This is a genomic window from Micromonospora sp., from assembly GCF_048594385.1.
Lineage (GTDB): Bacteria > Actinomycetota > Actinomycetes > Mycobacteriales > Micromonosporaceae > Micromonospora > Micromonospora wenchangensis.
The window spans coordinates 1-17,242 of the sequence record NZ_JBMDWU010000443.1 but is presented as its reverse complement, the minus strand read 5'-3'; the positions used below and the strand labels follow the sequence as shown (position 1 = coordinate 17,242).

9 protein-coding genes and 1 pseudogene are annotated in these 17,242 nt (G+C 71.0%); 1 reads left to right on the top strand and 9 read right to left on the bottom strand.

The features are described 5' to 3' along the window. Window positions 1–4: 4 nt before the first annotated feature. Complete coding sequence (locus ACOJTC_RS24370) at window positions 5–958, top strand: hypothetical protein (RefSeq protein WP_420118627.1); 954 nt, start codon at window positions 5–7, stop codon at window positions 956–958. A 169-nt stretch (window positions 959–1,127) separates the two neighbouring features. Here ACOJTC_RS24370 and ACOJTC_RS24365 read toward each other — a convergent pair whose 3' ends face one another. The 9 genes and pseudogenes from ACOJTC_RS24365 to ACOJTC_RS24325 all read right to left on the bottom strand — a co-directional run bounded on the left by ACOJTC_RS24365 (window position 1,128) and on the right by ACOJTC_RS24325 (window position 16,661). Then, a complete protein-coding gene (locus ACOJTC_RS24365; RefSeq protein ID WP_357768226.1) occupies window positions 1,128–1,271 on the bottom strand; it encodes a hypothetical protein in 144 nt (47 codons plus the stop codon). Between the two features lie 590 nt (window positions 1,272–1,861). After that, window positions 1,862–2,953, bottom strand: a complete 1,092-nt coding sequence (locus tag ACOJTC_RS24360; RefSeq protein WP_420118626.1) for a tyrosine-type recombinase/integrase — start codon at window positions 2,951–2,953, stop codon at window positions 1,862–1,864. 118 nt (window positions 2,954–3,071) lie between these two features. Then, window positions 3,072–5,315, bottom strand: coding sequence for a tetratricopeptide repeat protein (locus ACOJTC_RS24355; RefSeq protein WP_420118625.1), 2,244 nt, complete (start codon window positions 5,313–5,315; stop codon window positions 3,072–3,074). After that, window positions 5,312–5,746 carry a hypothetical protein gene (locus ACOJTC_RS24350; RefSeq protein WP_420118624.1) on the bottom strand — a complete coding sequence of 145 codons (435 nt, stop codon included), beginning with the start codon at window positions 5,744–5,746 and terminating at the stop codon, window positions 5,312–5,314. Before ACOJTC_RS24350 ends, ACOJTC_RS24355 begins: the two co-directional genes overlap by 4 nt. Before the next feature lie 89 nt (window positions 5,747–5,835). Beyond that, complete coding sequence (locus ACOJTC_RS24345; protein ID WP_420118623.1) at window positions 5,836–8,805, bottom strand: Tn3 family transposase; 2,970 nt, start codon at window positions 8,803–8,805, stop codon at window positions 5,836–5,838. 126 nt (window positions 8,806–8,931) lie between these two features. Further along, window positions 8,932–14,691, bottom strand: a complete 5,760-nt coding sequence (locus ACOJTC_RS24340) for a DEAD/DEAH box helicase family protein (protein ID WP_420118646.1) — start codon at window positions 14,689–14,691, stop codon at window positions 8,932–8,934. Window positions 14,692–14,813: 122 nt separating this feature from the next. Then, complete coding sequence (locus ACOJTC_RS24335) at window positions 14,814–15,242, bottom strand: hypothetical protein (RefSeq protein ID WP_420118645.1); 429 nt, start codon at window positions 15,240–15,242, stop codon at window positions 14,814–14,816. A gap of 712 nt (window positions 15,243–15,954) precedes the next feature. Continuing rightward, window positions 15,955–16,422 (bottom strand): annotated as a pseudogene (locus ACOJTC_RS24330) (hypothetical protein); the annotation flags it as partial. Between the two features lie 53 nt (window positions 16,423–16,475). Next, window positions 16,476–16,661: a hypothetical protein gene (locus ACOJTC_RS24325; protein ID WP_402903720.1), complete on the bottom strand. Its 186-nt coding sequence runs from the start codon at window positions 16,659–16,661 to the stop codon at window positions 16,476–16,478. Window positions 16,662–17,242 lie beyond the last annotated feature (581 nt).

Sequence of the window (17,242 nt, the reverse complement as noted above, 5' to 3'; positions counted from 1 at the left end):
GGTAGTGCCCGATAACGAGATGGCCGAGTTCCACCAGCGGGCCACTGCGGCGATGACCGCCGCGATCCAGGCCGCCGGCCAACTGGCCCAGCTGCTGATCGAGGTCCGCATCGTGCAACTGCAACGGGCCGCGCGGGCCAGCGGGGAGCAGGCCCGGCAGGCCCGTGCGCAGGCGCGGGCGGCACAGCAGGCCGATGCGGCGGTGTGGCGGCCGGCGATGCGGCCGGGGTGGTGGCGCACTGCGGGGACGGAGGACATCGCCCAGGTGTGGCGTGCCGCGTCAACGTGGCAGCACGTCGACCCCCGGGCGCAACAGGCCCGGCAGGTGGTGGTCGACCAGCTCGCCAAGAGGACCGGCCAGGCGGGTGAGAAGCCCGAGCCGGCGCGGGAACCGGACGACATCGAGGTGCTTTCCGACGCCGTCGACCAGGCGGTCCGCGAGGCCACGGACCGGGTGGGCCGGCCGGCGATGACCGAAGAGGCGGTCCGGGACAGGCAGGAGCGAATGGCCGCTGAGGTCCGCAAGGCGTGGCCATCTGGGCGGCGGGCCGACCGGGTGCTCGGGTGCGAGGCGTGGGGTGCTCTGGCGTACACGCTGGACCAGGCGCAGCAGGCCGGCCACGACGTGCAGCAGCTCCTACGAAGTGTGCCCGGCTTCGTGGACCGGGCCCGGACACCAGGGGCGTTCGCGTGCCGGGTGGTGCAGGACCAACTCCTCGGGCGGATCGACCTCGGCACGGTGCCCAGGGATCGCGACCGGGGCAACGCTCAGGAACAGTCGGCCCGCGCGGAGTCCGGCCGTGTGGTTCCGGCCGCTGACCCGGCGGCGACGGCCACTCGGGCGTTCCCCGTCTCGACCCGTGATGCGGTGGCAACCCCGAAGACCAGCAGTGACGTAGCCGGGCAGGCCCCTGCGGTGACGGCCGTGGAGGTGGGGCTCGACTCGCCCACCCGATAGGGTCTGCCGGCCCCGTTGTACCGGAGGACAGCCGACGCGGCCGGCGCGAGTATCCGCGCCGGCCGCGTCGGCGGAGCCTCCGGGCCGGTGAGTACAGCGATGCCGGCCGGCAGGAGTTCGTACATCTTCTCCGCGAAGTGCAGATGGCTCCTGTGGGGCATGAGCCGGGTTAGCTGATCATCCGGTCGAACCGGTCCAGCGCGCTGAAGCTGGCCAGCGCGAGTACGACCGGGACCGCGAGGTCCGGCTGATGATCAGCGCCGAAGCCGACACCGACCGCGATGGCCAGCAGTACGAGCTTGCGGAGCGGCACCTGCGGTTCCCGAGGGGGACGATGGGCAGGCAGGGCCACAGGACGTAGCATCGGCATTCGAGTCTCCTTGTCTTTCATCTGGTCGTGAGCAGGGTTACTCGTTGTTGACGGCACCTGGTTGCAGCCAGGTGCCGTCGTCTTTCGGTTTGCAGACCGAGGCGGCCAGGAAGGCACATCACCCGGGTTGTGAAAGTGTGTCCACACGATCAGCTGCACCTGGGGCTGTACTATCCGTTCGCCTTCTCGGACTGTAGTGGCCCAACGGGCACTTGACTAAGCCGGCCTCTCGTGCCGACCAGCGGGATCATGGACAGTTCCGGCCGAGGTCGACCGCGATTTGTCTACTGGCTTGTGGATGAACGCTGGCAGCTCGCGGGCCTGCTGCCGGCCTATGCGCCGGTGGAGGATCCCCTGTTCACGTCGGTTGCACCTGTAACGCGCAGCCGGTGGCAAGCCGACCCGGACCGCAGCGCCGGCTACGGCGCGAGGACCGGAAGCGGCGCGGCAGCGCCTTCTCTGACCGTGTCAAGCCGACTCTCCCTACCGGGGGTGCCGGTAAGAAGCGTGTCACCAGCCGCAAACGACGGTGTTCACATCTGCTCGACGTAGCCGGCGGCGATGTCCTCGGGCGGGTTGGTGTAGCGGTGGATATAGCGCTGGGACTGGTGACCGAGCCGGCGCTCGAGCTCGTAGGCGTCGCTGCCGGTGGCCTCAGCGAGGGCGAAGGCGAACGAGTGCCGCAGATCGTGGGGTCGAAGCGGGCTGATGTGCCGGGCCGGGTCGGTGTGCTCGGCGTCGTGCCAGCGGCCGATCTGTTCGCAGATCAGATTGATCGAGCGCGGGGACAGCCGGCCGTCGGGGCGGCGGGAGCCGATCGAGGCGGCGGACAGGAACAGCGCGGCCGATGTCACGTCGGCGTCGGCCGGGCGTTCGTGTTCCAGGTAGTCGGCGAGGGCGGTGCGGCCGTCGGCGCCGAGGAACATGGTGCGGCTGGTGCCGCCCTTGCCGCGAACGCCGCTGATCTTCGCCTTCTTCGCCGCGCGCAGCGCCTCTGGGGTGTTCGGGGTGATCTGCTCCAGGTCGAGGTTGACCAGTTCCTCGCGGCGCAGACCGGTGCCGAGCAGGGTGTGCACGATCGCGCGGTCGCGCAGGGGCCGGGCGTGGGCGTGCAGTTCGCGGGCCGTGCTGCGGCGTCGGCCTTTGTGCTGGTGGAAGCGGGGTAGCCGGTCGAGGACGTTCTTCAGGGTGCGGATCTGCCCGGGTGTCAGGGCGCGGGGTTCGAGCGGGGGCAGTGGCAGGTCGCCGACCTTCGCGCACGGGTTGCCGTGCGGGAGGGCGGCCGGGTTGTGGGTGCACACCCAGGTGGTGAACCCGGATAGCGAGGCGAGGTGGGTGTTGACCGTCGCTGGGGCCAGGCCGAGCCCGCCGGCGTCCCGGTCGGTGGAGAGGTGGGTACGCCAGGCGACCACTTCGCGATGGACGACGGCGGAGAGCCGGTCGTGGCCGTGGGCGGCGTGGAAGTGGTCGCGGAACCGGGCCAGGTGTAGGGCGATCTTGTCGGCGACCTCGGCCGAGCGGACCCCGCGGACGGCGGCGTCGAGGTAGCGGCCGGCCCAGTCTTCGATCGAGTCCGGGACGGTCAGGCCGCCGATGGGCAGAGGTGCAACCTTTCGTGAAGGCAATCTGCGCCGATCCGGTCGAGGGCTGGGAATCGGTGGTGCTGGCTGCTCCGGTGCGATCACCGGCTCATCGTACGGTTTCCTTCACAGAAGGGACCTTCCCTGAAGGCAATTGACGTCGTCACGTCGGAGACCCGCCAGTAGCCTCATCGATCTGTCGGCGAAGATCGTTCGCCTCGTCCAGGCGACCGAGACCGGCAAGCACATCGGCCTGGGTCCGGTACGCCGCGAACAACCGTCCACCGAACATCTGCGGTAGCTGTTCGGTCAACGGCCCGAAGATGTCGATCGCCTCGGTGATCGACTCCAGCGCCGCAGGCCAGTTGTGCTGCCCGTTCACGCAAACCCACGCGTACGACCACAACGACATGGCGAGGTTGGGCAGGTAGGCGTCGGGGTTGGCCTCGGCCAGCCGGCGCCGGATGTCGGTGGCTTCTTCGGCGGGGGCCAGGGCCTGCTCCCTGCGGCCCAGCTCCGACAGGCGGATGCCGATGTTGTTCAACGACATGGCGAGGTTGGGCAGGTAGGCGTCGGGGTTGGCCTCGGCCAGCCGGCGGTAGATGTCGGTGGCTTCTTCGGCGGGGGCCAGGGCCTGCTCCCTGCGGCCCAGCTCCGACAGGCGGAGGCCGAGGTTGTTCAACGACGCGGCGAGGTCGGGCAGGTAGGCGTCGGGGTTGGCCTCGACCAGCCGGCGCCGGATGCGGACCGCTTCTTCGGCGGGGGCCAGGGCCTGCTCCCTGCGGCCGGCGTTGGAGAGGCGCCATGCCAGGGTGGCGTGCAGAAGGGCTTGTTGGGCGGGGTCGGTGGTGTGGGTGAGGCGGTGGTGGGTGAGCGTGTTGGTGATGGCAGCGGCGGCGATGTCGAGGTCGATGTGGCGGCCGTTGGGGAGGAGGGGTTCGAGGGTTTCCAGGATGGTCGGGTCGATGTCGGGGATGTCGGCCAGGCGGGTGAGGGCGGCTCCTCCGGCGGTGATCATCAGGGTGGGGTGCTGGCGGATGAGTGGGTACAGCACGTCGGTAGCGATGTGCGGCCACCGGTGTGCGGTTTCGACGAGAGTGGTGACCATGGCCGCTGTCCATGGCGGTGGTGGTGTCCCGCCGGTGGTGAGCAGGTCGGTGATCGCGGCGGGTGTCCAGTCGCGTTCCAGATTGGTGACGCCGCGGTGGCTGTGGCCGGGGGTGGACAGGGCGATGAGGTCTTCACCGAGCCGGTCGGGGTGCAACGGCTCGAACACGGTGCGGGTGTCGGTCGGTGGGTAGCAGGTCGTGTGGTCGTCGATGATCTGGTCCGCAGCGGTGCTGTCGGCGGCGAACCCGGTCTGGGCGAGGGCGTGTCGGGCGGCGGGTCGGGGTTGGGTTCCGGTCAGGGTCGCGGTGACCACCGCGCGGTGCATCACCCTGGGTGGGCTCTTTACGGGATTGTCGGGTCGGGCGTGCAGCTCGTGCCAGTACTCTTGTTCCCGGCGCAGTAGGTACGCCGAGACCGCGTCCGTCCGCACAGATGGTGGGGCCTCGCCGTGACCGATCGCGTCGACGGTGGCCAGGGCGGCCATGTGCACGGCCAGGACCTGCGCGAAGGCGGGCCCGGTCAGGTCCGGCACCGGCCAGCCGGTCTGCGCGACGTTCATGGCCGTGGCGAACCGCGCCGCCGCGGTGGTGAACAGCGTCGACCGGTCGTCGTCGCTGTCGGCGGCCAGCGGCGGCAACGCCATCTGGTCGGTGTCGACATCGAGGTCGCCCTCGGCCCGGTTGGCCACCGCCGGCCACCAGTAGCCGTCGGCGCGGGCCAGCATCAGCACCCGCACCCGCGTGCCGGCCCGCGTGTGCAGGTCTCGGAGCTGGGTGAGCAGGGCCAGCAGCGCCGAGGCCGGCCACCGGTCGGCGTAGTCCACCACCGCCAGCACCGCGCCGCCAGGCAGCTCGGCCCGGGACACCGGCACGGCACCGGACACCGGGGTCGGGGTATGGGTCACCTTCCACACCGCCCACCCCGCGGCCGCGCACTGCGCCGTGACCTCGGCCGCGAGACGGGTCTTGCCCTGCCCACCCGCGCCGTGGACCAGACGCGCCGCGACCGGCTCGCCACCGCGTATCCACTCGGCCAGCGCGTCCAGGGTCCGCTCGCGGCCGGTGAACGGCACGACCTGATGGTGGGCCAGCAGCAGGCGGCTCGGCTGCGACCGGGCCTTGACCACACTCACCGGCGCCGGGGCGCTGTCGGCCGCGCTCACCCGGTAGGGCGGCCGGTCCGGGCTGATGACGGTGACATCCCCGTCGACGTGGGAGATCTGGATGATGTCCCCGAAGACCACACTGCCGGTCACCATCTGACCCGCCGCCGGCTGCGGCCACCACCGGCGGCTCACCGGTCGATGTCCACGTCACCGTCGACATCATCGACCTGCCGCACCGGCCCCGCCGTCCACGACCGCGTCACCGACTGCCCATTCCCGGCCGGTACGCCGTCGGCCGCCGCCCCAGGAGCCGACGGCTGCGGCGTGGCGGGTATGGACGGCGATCCCACGTCCGGTGCCGACGGGCCGAAACGCACGCTGCCGCGGACCCCACGGACCTGGGTCACCCCACCGCCGACGACGCTATCGGCCACCGACTGCCCACCTGCCGCCCGCCGGGCACCGAACACCCCATACGCGGACAGGCCCAGACCAGCCACCGCGACGAACAACCCGAACACACTGGCGAACTTGTCCGCCCTGTCGAGGGTCTGGACAGCCAGGAACACCCCCAGCGCCGCGACCACCACCCCGACGGCGATCACCACCGCCCACCCACGCATCCGATCACCTTGCGCCATCACCCCATTGTGGACCGTCACCGCCAGCGGTGGGATCACCGTCCGGACACCACACCGCCGGACGCCCGCCGTCACGATCGCCCCCGCTGGTCGGTGGCAAGCGTCAAACGGCTGCTCATGTCAAGTTTCACCTCGCCGTACGGGGCGACGTGGGTCCAGAACAAGGGCGTGAGGCCGCGCCGGTCGGCGTCGGTCAACGCGCCAGCCCACTCGTCGTCGGCGAGCACGTCCTGGACCATCAACGTGTTGACGTAGACGAGGGCTGCTTGCAGCACGCGCAGGCACAGCACGGACAGTTCCTGCTCGTCGCGGCGGTTGGTGGCGATGTCACCGCCCTTACCGTAGAAGATCACGCTGTTGGCCCGGTTCCACGACTCGACGACGTTCAGCCCTTCGTTGATCTCGCGTTGCAGGTCCCGATCGCGCAGGTAGCGGGCGACGAAGACGGTGCGCTGGGCCCGGCCGACCTCGATCATCGCCTGGTAGGTGGGATGCTGGGCGTTGGCGCGGGTGAACCGGCGCAGGATCGCCTCGGTCGAGGCGGTACCGGCCCGGATCGCGGTCGCGTACTTGATCATCTGGTCGTACTGCTCGGCGATGACGTCCCACCGGATCGGCCTGGTCAGCGCCGGCGCCAACCGGCGGTAGGCGTCGGGTTCGCCAGCGGCCGGCCGGTACAGCCGCACCTTGTTGATCCGCTTGATCCTGGGGAGCAGGTCGAAGCCGAGCAGCCGGGTGATGCCGAACCCGACCTCGGACTGGCCGTGCGAGTCGACGTAGTTGCCCTCGACCTCCATCGTGGTGCCGTGCCGCATCGCCCCCTCGACCATCGCGGCGACCTCCGACGCGGTGCAGGTGATGAGCTGGGAGTGGATGGCCATGCTCTTGCGCTCGACGTGCCAGTAGATGAGCACACCACGCCCGCCGTAGCGGGAGTGCCACTCGGTGAAGATGTTCTGGTCGAACGCCCCGAAGTGCGTCGAGTCGGAGGCGACCGCAGTAGAGCCCGCGCCCCAGACGGTCTGCGCCCGGGCCGCAAACGTGGCGTTCGCGATCTCGGTCGCGATCGTGCGGGCAACCTCGGCGCTCAGGTAGCGGCGGCGCACGTAGCGGATATCTTCCTCGCCGTGCCCGAGCACCCCGTTGCCCGCGACCGCCCGGATCCCGGTGTTCGTGCCGTACGCATAGATTGCCAGCAGCAGCCGCTCCGCCAGGACCTCCGCCGCGAGGTCCCCGCGGCCAGCGGTGCCGGTCACGCCGGCGAGGCGCCCCGTACGGAGGACCGCCTCCTTGAGCATGTCGATCAGCGGTACCGTGCCCCACCGGGTACGGACCTCGCTCTTGAGCCGGCGCAAGTTCTGCGGCTCCGGCGCGGCGTCCAAGTCGGTCAGCTTGATCGGCCCGTTCTTGCCCCGGTCGGCGATCTGCAACCAGGCCAGCTTCGGCAGACTCGTGTCGAGCGCGGCCAGCTCGTCGCGCATCTCCGTACGCAACTGGTCGATGAACGCCGTCGGATCCAGCGGCTTACGCAGGGCGGCGTAGTGGGCGTCGCGGCGCGCCTCGAAGTCGTGCGGAAGATCCTGATCGGGGTCGCGCCACTTATCGGCGCTGACGACCCAGATCTCCTTGCACCGCAGCTGCTCGCGCAGCGCCTGGAAGGTGCAGATCTCGTACACGCTGCGCCGCACCCCCCGCCGCCCGGCCTTGCCCTCGTCCTTGAACACCAGCGTGGTCCAGTCGCCGAGCACCCCTTTGTGGGTGGGCACGGTCTCGCCGGCCGGGTAGTAGGTGGTGCGGGCGTCGACGTGCCGGCGGATCAGGTCCAAGGCGTCGAGGACCGGCCGGTAGGTAGCGTTGTTCGACCGGAACTCGAGCACGTCGAGCAGCTCGATCAGGCCCCGCCGGTAGTGGTTGGAGTAGGACGCCTTCAGCGTGGTCTGCACGGTCCGCCGGTACACCGGCCCCTTGGTCTTGAACTCGTGGACCAGCTCGCGCAGGGTCTGCTCGCCGCCCGACACCGCCGGGAAGACCACCTCGCGTACGGCGTCATCGGGCCGGCCGAGCGATGCCTCGGCGATCGCGAACAGCAGGTTCTCCTTGCCGGTCACCCGTTTGAACGCGTTGACCAACTCCTCGGTGACCTTCCGGTCCGCGCGGGCGCCGATCCGGTGCACCGTGGAGATCAACAGCTCGACCAAGGCGTCGGTGATCTCCAGCAGCCGGCTGTGCAGCAACGCCGCGAGCAGCGTCAACGTCAGCGGCTCAGGATGATCGCGCAGGTGCGACGGGGACTCCACCATCGCCCGGGCCCGCCAGCCGGCCAGCACCCGCGGGGCGACGTCCGCGAACAGGTCGCCCGGCAGGCCGATCGCCCGGGCCGCGCGCAGTTTGCGGATCTCGGTGAGCATCGACTCCAGGCTCACGTTGCCCGGCACCGACTTGATCAGCACCAGCACCGATTCCTCGCCGGTGTCGTCGTCCGGGACGTCGACCGCGACCAGCGAGCGGAGCCGGCCCGCGACGTCGACGGGCAGCCGGGCCGCGATCCGGGCGGTCAGCGCCTGCTCGGCCTGGTGCAGCGCCGAACGCACGATCCGGTCGATCCGCCCGGCCGTCGGCGGCTCAATCCGCTCGGTTCGGCAGCGCACCAGCAACTCGTCGCGCACCAGCTCCGAGCGCCGCTCGGCCTCACACACCGCAGTGGCCAGCCAGCGAGTCAGCTGCTCCGCGTCAGCCACCGTGCACTCGCGGAAACCCAGATGGCTGCGGATCTGCGCCCGGTGGTACTCGATCGTGCGGCCCGACCACTCGTAAAGTCCAAGCTCGGCCGGCTCGACACCGACCTGCCGGGCCACGAACTCCACTGCCTCGTTCGGCAACTCGCCGCGGCCGCGCGGGAACCGGCCGACCCAGATGTAGAACTTCAACAGCAACGCGAACCCGAGCCGCGTCGGCCCGCGCTTGCCCGCGATCAGGACCCGCTCGTCGTCCAGCAGCGTCCAATGCTCGACCAGCTCATCGAGATCCAGCGATCGCGCCATGGCCGCAGATCATGGCGCATCCCACCTCGACCTCGGCGCCCCGGGCCCGAACCCATACACGCTCACCTTGCTGACCAGCTCGATCACCCTCGATTGCGGCTGGTGACACGTTCCTTACCGGCACCCCTACCGGGCGGACTCGGGCTCAGCCGTTGGTGAGGCTCGGCGGGCTACCGGCGCCGTGGGCTGCGCCGTGGCCGACGTCGACGCGACGGTGGTGGACGGGAACGCGATGGCCGTCATCGCTGCGGCTTTCGCCGCAGCGCTGGCTGGTGTGGGGTTGGCCGGCGGTGCGAGTTCCGTCCGGGTCTTGGCGTAGACGTAGTGCTGGATGACGGTGCGCAGGTCGTCGACCAGGTGGTCACCGGCGGCGGCCAGCTCGGCCAGCCGGGCGGGGGCGTCGGCCAGCTGTGCGGTGATGGCCGGGCTGAAGGTCTGGGCGAAGCGGCTCATGTCGCCGGCTTGAGCGGCGGCGTTGAGGTCGGGGCTCGTGCAGAGGCGGGTGGTGGCCTGGTTGAGCCAGGTCCGTTCGTCGCGGGTGGGCGCCGCCGCGAGCGCTAGTACCCGGGTGCGGATCTCGTCGTCGGTGAGCAGGATCCGGGGTGCTTCGCTTGGGTCGGATCGGTCGGGCGGGGGGCTGGCCGTCCCGGCTGTGGGGTCCGGGGTGGCTCGGACCGTGTCGTGGACGGCTTGGCGTGCGGCGTTGAACAGCCTTGCGCGCCAGTCGGGGTCGTCGCATCGTAGGAAGATCGCTACGGACAGGTTGGGCTCGTTCGGGTCGCCGAGCATGGTGCTGAGTGCCCTGTCGAAGGTGGCGGCGAATGCGGCGACGTCGTCCTGGGCGCGGGCGGCGGCTTGCACCGTGCCGGCGTTGGCGACGCGGTCGATGCGGGTGTTCAGCCAGGTGCGTTCGTCGTCGGTGAGGCTGTCGCGTACCTGGTCGGGCATCCAGGTGCCGTCGAGGGTGACGGGTACGGCCGGTGCGGTGGTGGTGCTGACCGGGACGGAGTCGAGGTCGGCGATCGCGTCGACGGCGGCGGACACGGCCCGCATCCGGCGGCGGGTGCTGACGAGTTCGTCGTGGCGGGCGAAGGGCTGACCGAGTTGGGCGCGGGCCCGCTCGATCTCTTCCCGTTGACCGGCGATGTTGGCGACGAGCTGGCCGCGTCGGGTCTCCAGGGAGGCGAGGTGGTGTTCGAGGCGGCGGATCAGGCCGGTGGCATCACCGGTGGTGGCATCGGTCAGTGACAGTTGCGTGGTCATGCCGGAGTCGTTGTTGACGGTCAGGGAGACCAGGACTCCGTCGCGGCCGTTCCAGATCGTCGCCGTGACGTCGAAGCCTCCCAGCGTGGCCAGCGGCACCCGGTCGCGTTGCTCGGTGGAGCCGAGGCCGGCGGACGCGGCGGTGAGGGCGTGTTGCAGCGCGCGGCCGGCGTCGGGCCGCTTGTCGAGGTGGTGGCCGGCCACGGTCATCCGGAACTTGTCCCCGCGTACGTCCTGGCGTTGGGCGATCGTCTGGTCGAGTGCGTCGACGCGCCGCTCGTCGACGGCGATCCACTGGTGCAGCTCCCGGATCTGCCTTTCCAGGGCGGCGTGGGTGTTGTGGTGGGATCGGTTGGCCCGTTCCAGCCGGGCCAGCTCCATCCCCAACTCTTCCTTCTCGATGAGCAGCGGGTTGCCGGTGGCGATGGCCTTGATCTGGTGGGCCTGGAGGGTTTCGTCGGAGACGTCCTCGATCTCTCGGGCGACGGTGCCGCGCATCATCTGGTCGATGAAGCCGCCCTTGCGGGCGACGGTCTGCCAGCTGAAGGCGTCGAAGGAGCCGGTGACGACGTACCGGTAGATGCTGACCTCGGCGTTCTGGTTGCCCTGGCGCATGATGCGGCCGTCTCGCTGGGTGATGTCGGCCGGCCGCCATGGGCAGTCGAGGTGGTGCAGGGCGACGGCCCGGTTCTGGATGTTGGTGCCGGTGCCCATCCGGCCGGTCGAGCCGATGAGCACGGACACGTCGCCGTTGCGGCAGGCGGCGAACAGGTTGGCCTTGTCCTTGTCACTGGCGGCCTCATGGATGAACCTGACGGCGTCGCGGGGCATCCCCAGGTCGACCAGCCGGTCGCGCAGCGCCTCATACGCCGTCCACCGGTCTGGGTCCTTCTTCGGGGTGCCCAGGTCGCAGAACACGATCTGCAGGGCGCCGGGCGTCGGGTGCTCGACCGGGTTGGTGGCGTCCGGGTCGGCCAGGTAGCGGGTGTCGCGGTGTGCCTGCCAGATCTCGGCGATGTTGCGGGCCGCCACGTCGATCTTCCCGGGGGTGTCCTGGGCCATGCCGAGTAGCCGCAGGTCCAGCGACGCGGCCCGTGCCTCGCCGGAGATCTTCAGGATGTTGTCGATCTCCCGTTCGCGGGGGTGGTTGCGGCACCACTCGACCCGGTCGTCGAGGGTGGCGATGAAGTCGACCAGCTCGGGCGCGGGGTCGATGGAGATGACGTGCGGGGCGCGGTGCCCGTCGGCGTTGACGGTCAGCAGCGGGGTGGGTAGTTGCAGGTCGTCGGGGGTGCGGATGTCGCCGAAGGTGCGCAGCATCAGCGACAGCTCGGCGGCGTTGGTGTACTTCGCCAGCCGGGACTTGGTCTGGAAGCCGCTGCCGGTGGGTGAGATCTCCACCGACGTGACGACCTTGCCGAACACCGACGCCCAGGTGTCGAAGTCCATGGTGCCGGTGGATTCGAGCAGGTCCGGGCGCAGGTGCCGGGTGACGACGTACAGCTCCCGCACGCTGTTGGCGATCGGGGTGGCGGTGGCCCCGCACACCACCCGCTGCCCGTAGCGGCGGCGCAGGAAGTCGAGCTTGGCGCGGAAGTCGATCGCCCGGTTCGAGCCGTCGTTGCTGGCGTCGGCGATGCTCGACACGATCGTGTCGTTCTTCAGGTCGTGCCACTCGTCGCGGAACACGAAGTCGACGCCTGCCTGGTCGAACGTCACGCCGGGGTCGGTCGGCTTGTCGAACTTCGCCTTGATCTTCTCTTCCGTGCGGAGCAGGGAGGCTTGGAGCCGCTTGACGGCGGCGTTGCGGCCCGGGTCCTCGCCGTTGGCGACGGCCTGGTCGTGCGCCCGTTCGATCTTCTGTCGGAGGTCTTTCAGCTCCCCGTCGAGGAAGCGGCGCTGCTCGTCGTCGGACAGCCGCAGCGTCTCGAAGAACGACGCGGCCATGATGACGGTGTCCCAGTTGCCGGTGGCGCAGCGGGCCACGAACCGTTGCCGGCGGGCGGCGCTGGTGTCGTCCTGCCCGGCGGCCAGGACCCGGGCCTGCGGGTAGATCTGGAGGAACTCCCGGGAGAACTGTTCGAGCAGGTGCGTCGGGACGACGATGGCGGGTTTGTTGACCAGCCCGAGGCGCTTGAGTTCCATCGCGCCGATCGCCATCACGGCGGTCTTACCCGCGCCGACGCAGTGGAACAGGCCCACCCCGGGTTCGTTGACGATCCGGGTGACCGCCTCGATCTGGTGCGGGCGGGGCTTGAACTCCACCGAGATGCCAGGCAGGCTGCGCCGCACGCCGACGTAGCTGCGGGGGACGTGGGCGTTGAACATCCGGTTGTAGGTGGCCGCGATCCGGGCGGCCCGCTCCGGTTCCTCCCACACCCAGGACTCGAACCGTTCCTCCAGCTCGACGGCCTTGGCCTGCGCGGCGGCGGTCGCCTCCACGTCGAACGCCCGCTTGCCCTCCTCGACCTCATAGAACACCCGGATCGGGGTCTTGGTCAGCAGCCGCTGCGCAAGTTCCGGAGCGGACATGCCGGCGGTGCCCCAGGTCGACCGGGCGAGGACCCCGGTCCGGCTGCCCTTGACCTGCCAGTCCGATCCGCCGGGGTGCGTCACCCTCAGCCGCGGATCGCGCAGGATCTCCTGAAGGAACGCCTGCACGTCCTGGTAGTCGATGAACGGGGCGCCGAAGGACACCATGATCTCGCCGGGGCCGACGTCGCGGGGCAGGACCCGTTGCAGCGCGCGGACGTTGACCTCGAACCTCGGGTCGTCCTCGGCGGCGATCAGCGCCTGGTCGAGCTTGGCGCGGACGTTGTCGGACAGGTACCCGGCGGCTTCGACCAGCCGGCCGTTGGCGGGATCGTCGTAGACCAGCTCACCGAGGACTTCCCGGGCCTGGATCTCGTCGACGCCGAGCAGCCGGGCGATCTCCGGCAGGAGCACCGCGCCGTGGTCGTCGAGGCAGATCGCCAGCGCGTCTTCGGGGCTGTCGGCACCCAGGCGGGCCGCCCGGGGCAGGATGACCCGCTTGCTGAAGATGTCCGCCTTGGTGGCGGTGCGGGTGTCGTCGTTGAAGTTCTCAAGGGCGAACACCGTGGCGGCGTACGGGTCGATTCCGCGGAATCCGGCGAGCTGGGGGTAGTTGCGGTACAGCTTCGGCTGGCCGGTCTCCTCGTCGAGGATCGTCTCCAGCTCACCGGTGGTCTTGTTGCGCTGCCGGCGGGTGTAGGTGTCGTAGCGGTTGAGGTACCCGTACTGCGCGACGTAGGCGTCGTAGAGGGTGTTGAGGCGGATCCGCAGGATCGCCGCCGAGCCGGCCGGGGGCCCGTCGGGGTGCTCGTCGCCGTCGTCCAGCGACGACGACTCCGCGCGCAGCAGCGCCGTCACGGTGTCGCGCAGCAGCAGCAACGCCCGCAGTTCGTCGGCCTGGGTGGCGGGCACCTTGTGCTCGACGACCTGACCGGCCATGACGGTGGTGAACGTGCCGTCGTCGAGCGCTTCGATGTGGCCCTCTTCGCGGCCGACGGCAGCCAGGACCGCGACCGGCGCGGCCGGACCGGCCTCGACGCGAGGAGTCAGGGTCAACCCGGCGAGGCGAGCCTCATCGACCACCTCACCCAGGACCCGGACCAGGTCGGCGGCGGTGTCGCCGGATCCGGTGACGACCAGGTCCTGCGCGCCGTGGGCGCCCCGGCCGACGGACAGGTCCCCGAGGACCCGGTCGGGCCGGTTGGCGAAGAACTCGTTGACGTGGACGGTGTCACCGCCGGGAACGTCGATCTCCCGGGTCTGCTCCCAGGCCATCCCCGCCTGATCCTGTCCGGGCTCCCGGCGGCGCAGGATCAGCAGGTCGGTGACGACCTTGGTGCCGGCGGCGTCCTCGTGCGCGCCGGTCGGCAGCCGCACGGCGGCCACCAGGTCCGCCACCGCGGCCATCTCCCGCCGGGCGGCCGGGTTCGCGGCGTCCATGGTGTAGCGGGACGTCAGCGCCACCACCAGCCCACCGGGCCGGGTCAGGTGCAGGCTCTTGATCAGGAAGTGGTTGTGGATCGAGTGCTTACCCGGGTTGTATCGCCGGTCGGCCAGCGCGAAGGCCCCGAACGGCACGTTGCCGATCGTCAGGTCGAACGTCGCGGCCGGCGCGCGGGTGTCCGCGAACGACTCGGTACGGATGGTGGCGTGGGGATAGAGCGCGGCGGCGATCCCGGCGGTGACCGGCTCCACCTCGACCCCAACCATCCGGGCGTTGCCCGGCGCCAGGCCGATGAAGGTGCCCGGCCCGCAGCCCGGTTCCAGCACGTCGCCGCCGTCGAACCCGAGGGCGGAGACCGCGTCCCAGATGGCTCGGACGTACGCCGCGTCGGTGTAGTGCGCGTTCAGGGTGTTGCGTTCGGCCGCCGCGTACTCCCGCTCGTCGAGCAACTGCCGCAGTTCCTCGCGGGCCGCCGCGAACCGTTCGTGGTTGCGGTGCTCGGTGCGACCCTCGAACACCCCCGGCACCGCACCCCACCCCGACCAGCGGGCCAGCACCGCCTGTTCCTCGGCGGTGGCCGGCCGGTCCTCGGCCTGGAGCGTCCGCAGGGTGCGCAGCGCGGCGAGGTTCGCGGTGAGCCGGGCCACCTCACCCCGGGGGGCAAGGTCCCCTTGCCCCCTCGGGGTGAACGACACCGGCCGGTCCGGATCGGGCGTCGTGGCTGGTGGCTGCGTCTGCGGTGGCGGGCCCGGTTCGGCCGGTTCGGGGTCTAGCTGCGGGCGGGCGGGTCGCTGTCGTCGTTCATCGCGGCTTCCTGCTCCGCGATCTCCTGCCACCGCGGGTCGGTTGGGTCCTCCACCATCGGGATCCAGTCCTGATCCGTCTGCGGTGAGGGGTTCGGCGTCGTCGGCGGGCTGGTCTCGTTCGTCTCCGGGTCGATCAGGATCAGCTCCGGCAGCACCTGTTCCTCGGCCGCCATCCGGGCTTCGTTCAGCCGGCCCAGCTTGTCGAGGTACCCCTCGCCGGTCGGGTCCGGGCCGGCGAGTTTCCTCGTCAGGTCCTCGATCTGGTGCAGCGCCTGATCCCCCAAAGTCGAGAAGAAGCTGTTCAGGTCCGTCCCGTCGGCTATCAACGCCGCGTACCGGTTCGGTAGGTGCGTCTGCCAGTGCCTCTGGGCTTGCGCCCCGTACCGGTTCATCGTCTGCGGGCTCCGTCTTCTCTGGCGCTGCGGTCGGCTGGTCGGCGGTGACAGCGCCGACCGGCGGGCCGGTCGTGGTCGCCGCGCCGTCGAGGACCGCCGGCACCGGTGCCGGGACGGAGGTCTGCTCGGTCACGGCCGGCGGGGGCGCTGCCGGCGTCGGGTCGACGGGAACGCCGAGCCGACCTGCGGCGTACGCGGCCAACGGGCCGGCGACGTCGGCCGGCTGACCGTGCAGGATCGCGCGGATCGACTGCGCGGCGGCCTCCCGGCCCGCCCCGGTGGTGAACGTGCGGACGGCCCAGTCGACGCGGGCGGTGACCACGACCTCCACCAGCGGCCAGGTGTCCTCGCCGCCAGCGGCGACGGCCAGCACCGGCCCCGGCCGATCCGGGTGCCGGGTCACCGCCGGGTCGAGTACATGGAAAGCCCGCGCGGCGGAGCGACGCCCATCGGCGCTGCCGTCCTCGTCGACGACCACCGCGACGCCGGCCGCCGGGTCCGCCTGCGCGGTGAGCGCCGCGACCTGAGGCCCGGTCAACGCCGGCCCGCACGCGGCCACCGCCAGCGGCGTACCCTCGCCGCGTTCGGCCAGGGCGATGGCCTCCACCGCGGTCCGCGCCACTACCGACCGGCCGGTGCGCTCAGGCTGCTCGGCGAGCCCGAACACCACCTCGGCCGGGCGGAACACCGCCGTGGCGGGGCTGTGCAGCACCGGTGCCACGTCCGGCACACCGGGCGGGGCGTAGCCGACGAAACCGACCACCGGCCGGTCCGGATCGCGGTGCTCGCGGATGCCGACCATCACCCGGTTACGGAACCGGTCGACCAACTGCCCGCTGCGGCCCGTCGCCGCGAGGCCGGACGCGCGGATCTCCACATCGGTGAAGCCCTGCCGTCGCAGCTCGTTGACCAGCGCGGCCGGCCGGTCCGGCGCGTACCCCACCGCCCACCGCCCGTCGACCGGAACGCCTTGAGCGGTCAGCCACCGGGCCGGCGATGCCCCGTCGGGCCGGTCGAGTTGGGCCCGGTAGAAGTCGGCCGCTGCGCCCTGGACGGCCAGGAGGCGTTGCCGCCGCGTGTCAGGGACCGTCGACAGGCGAGCCGGCCCGGCGACCTGAGCGGCCAGCGAGCCGGCCCGGCCGCGTAGCGCGGCGGTCCGGTCGACCGAGGCCGCCACACGCTCGGCAACCTCCCGCGCAGGCCGGGCCGCCGGCTGATCCGGCGCGGCCGTCACGGTCGTCCGTCGTCAGGATCGGTGGGCAGCAACCCCCGCGCCCGCAACGACTCGAACAGGCGTTGGTGGTGCTCCAGGGTGGCCGTCAGGTCGTCGATCTGCGATTGCAGGCCGGCGGCGAGACCGTCAGGTAGGTCCGCCGCGTCCGGCGCGGCCATCGGTACAGCGGCGTCGTCAGCCATCGCTCCCCCAGGTGATCGCTTGATCACCACCGTAGTCAGGATGTCGAGCGAGATCGACCCCTGGGCAGGGTCGCGGGACGCTCCCGGCGGTGCCCCAAGCCCAGCAGACGCCGTGCCAGCGCCGGCACCGCCGAGGGGGTGATGCCGCGGAATCACCAACAGCGGCAGCGAGAGCAGCCCAGAGACGCGGACCGGACCCGGGCCGCCGATGGTCACGCTTGCCAACATCGACGCCTCCGGCGGGGCCTCTCTCGGAGATCCGGCAGGGACCGCAACCGCCAGGTGAGTGAGTGGTCACCCAGGGGTGGGATCTCCTCGTGTCGGCCGCCCAGAGGGCTACCAGACCGGGTCCGAGACGGCCAGGCCAAGCCGCTTCGCGGTCGGCTACGCCGAGCCTGGCCGCCCCAGACCCGGTCCGGTCGATCGGAGATCGGCCGACACGAGGAGATCCCACCCCCACCCCCCGGCCGTCCGCGCCGGCAAGCCCCCAACCCCAGCCCCCCGGGGGAGCGGGTGGTGATAGAACCGTCTGGCAACACCGGCACTTTGGTGTAAAGCTCCTCGAAGCGGTCAAGCGTCTG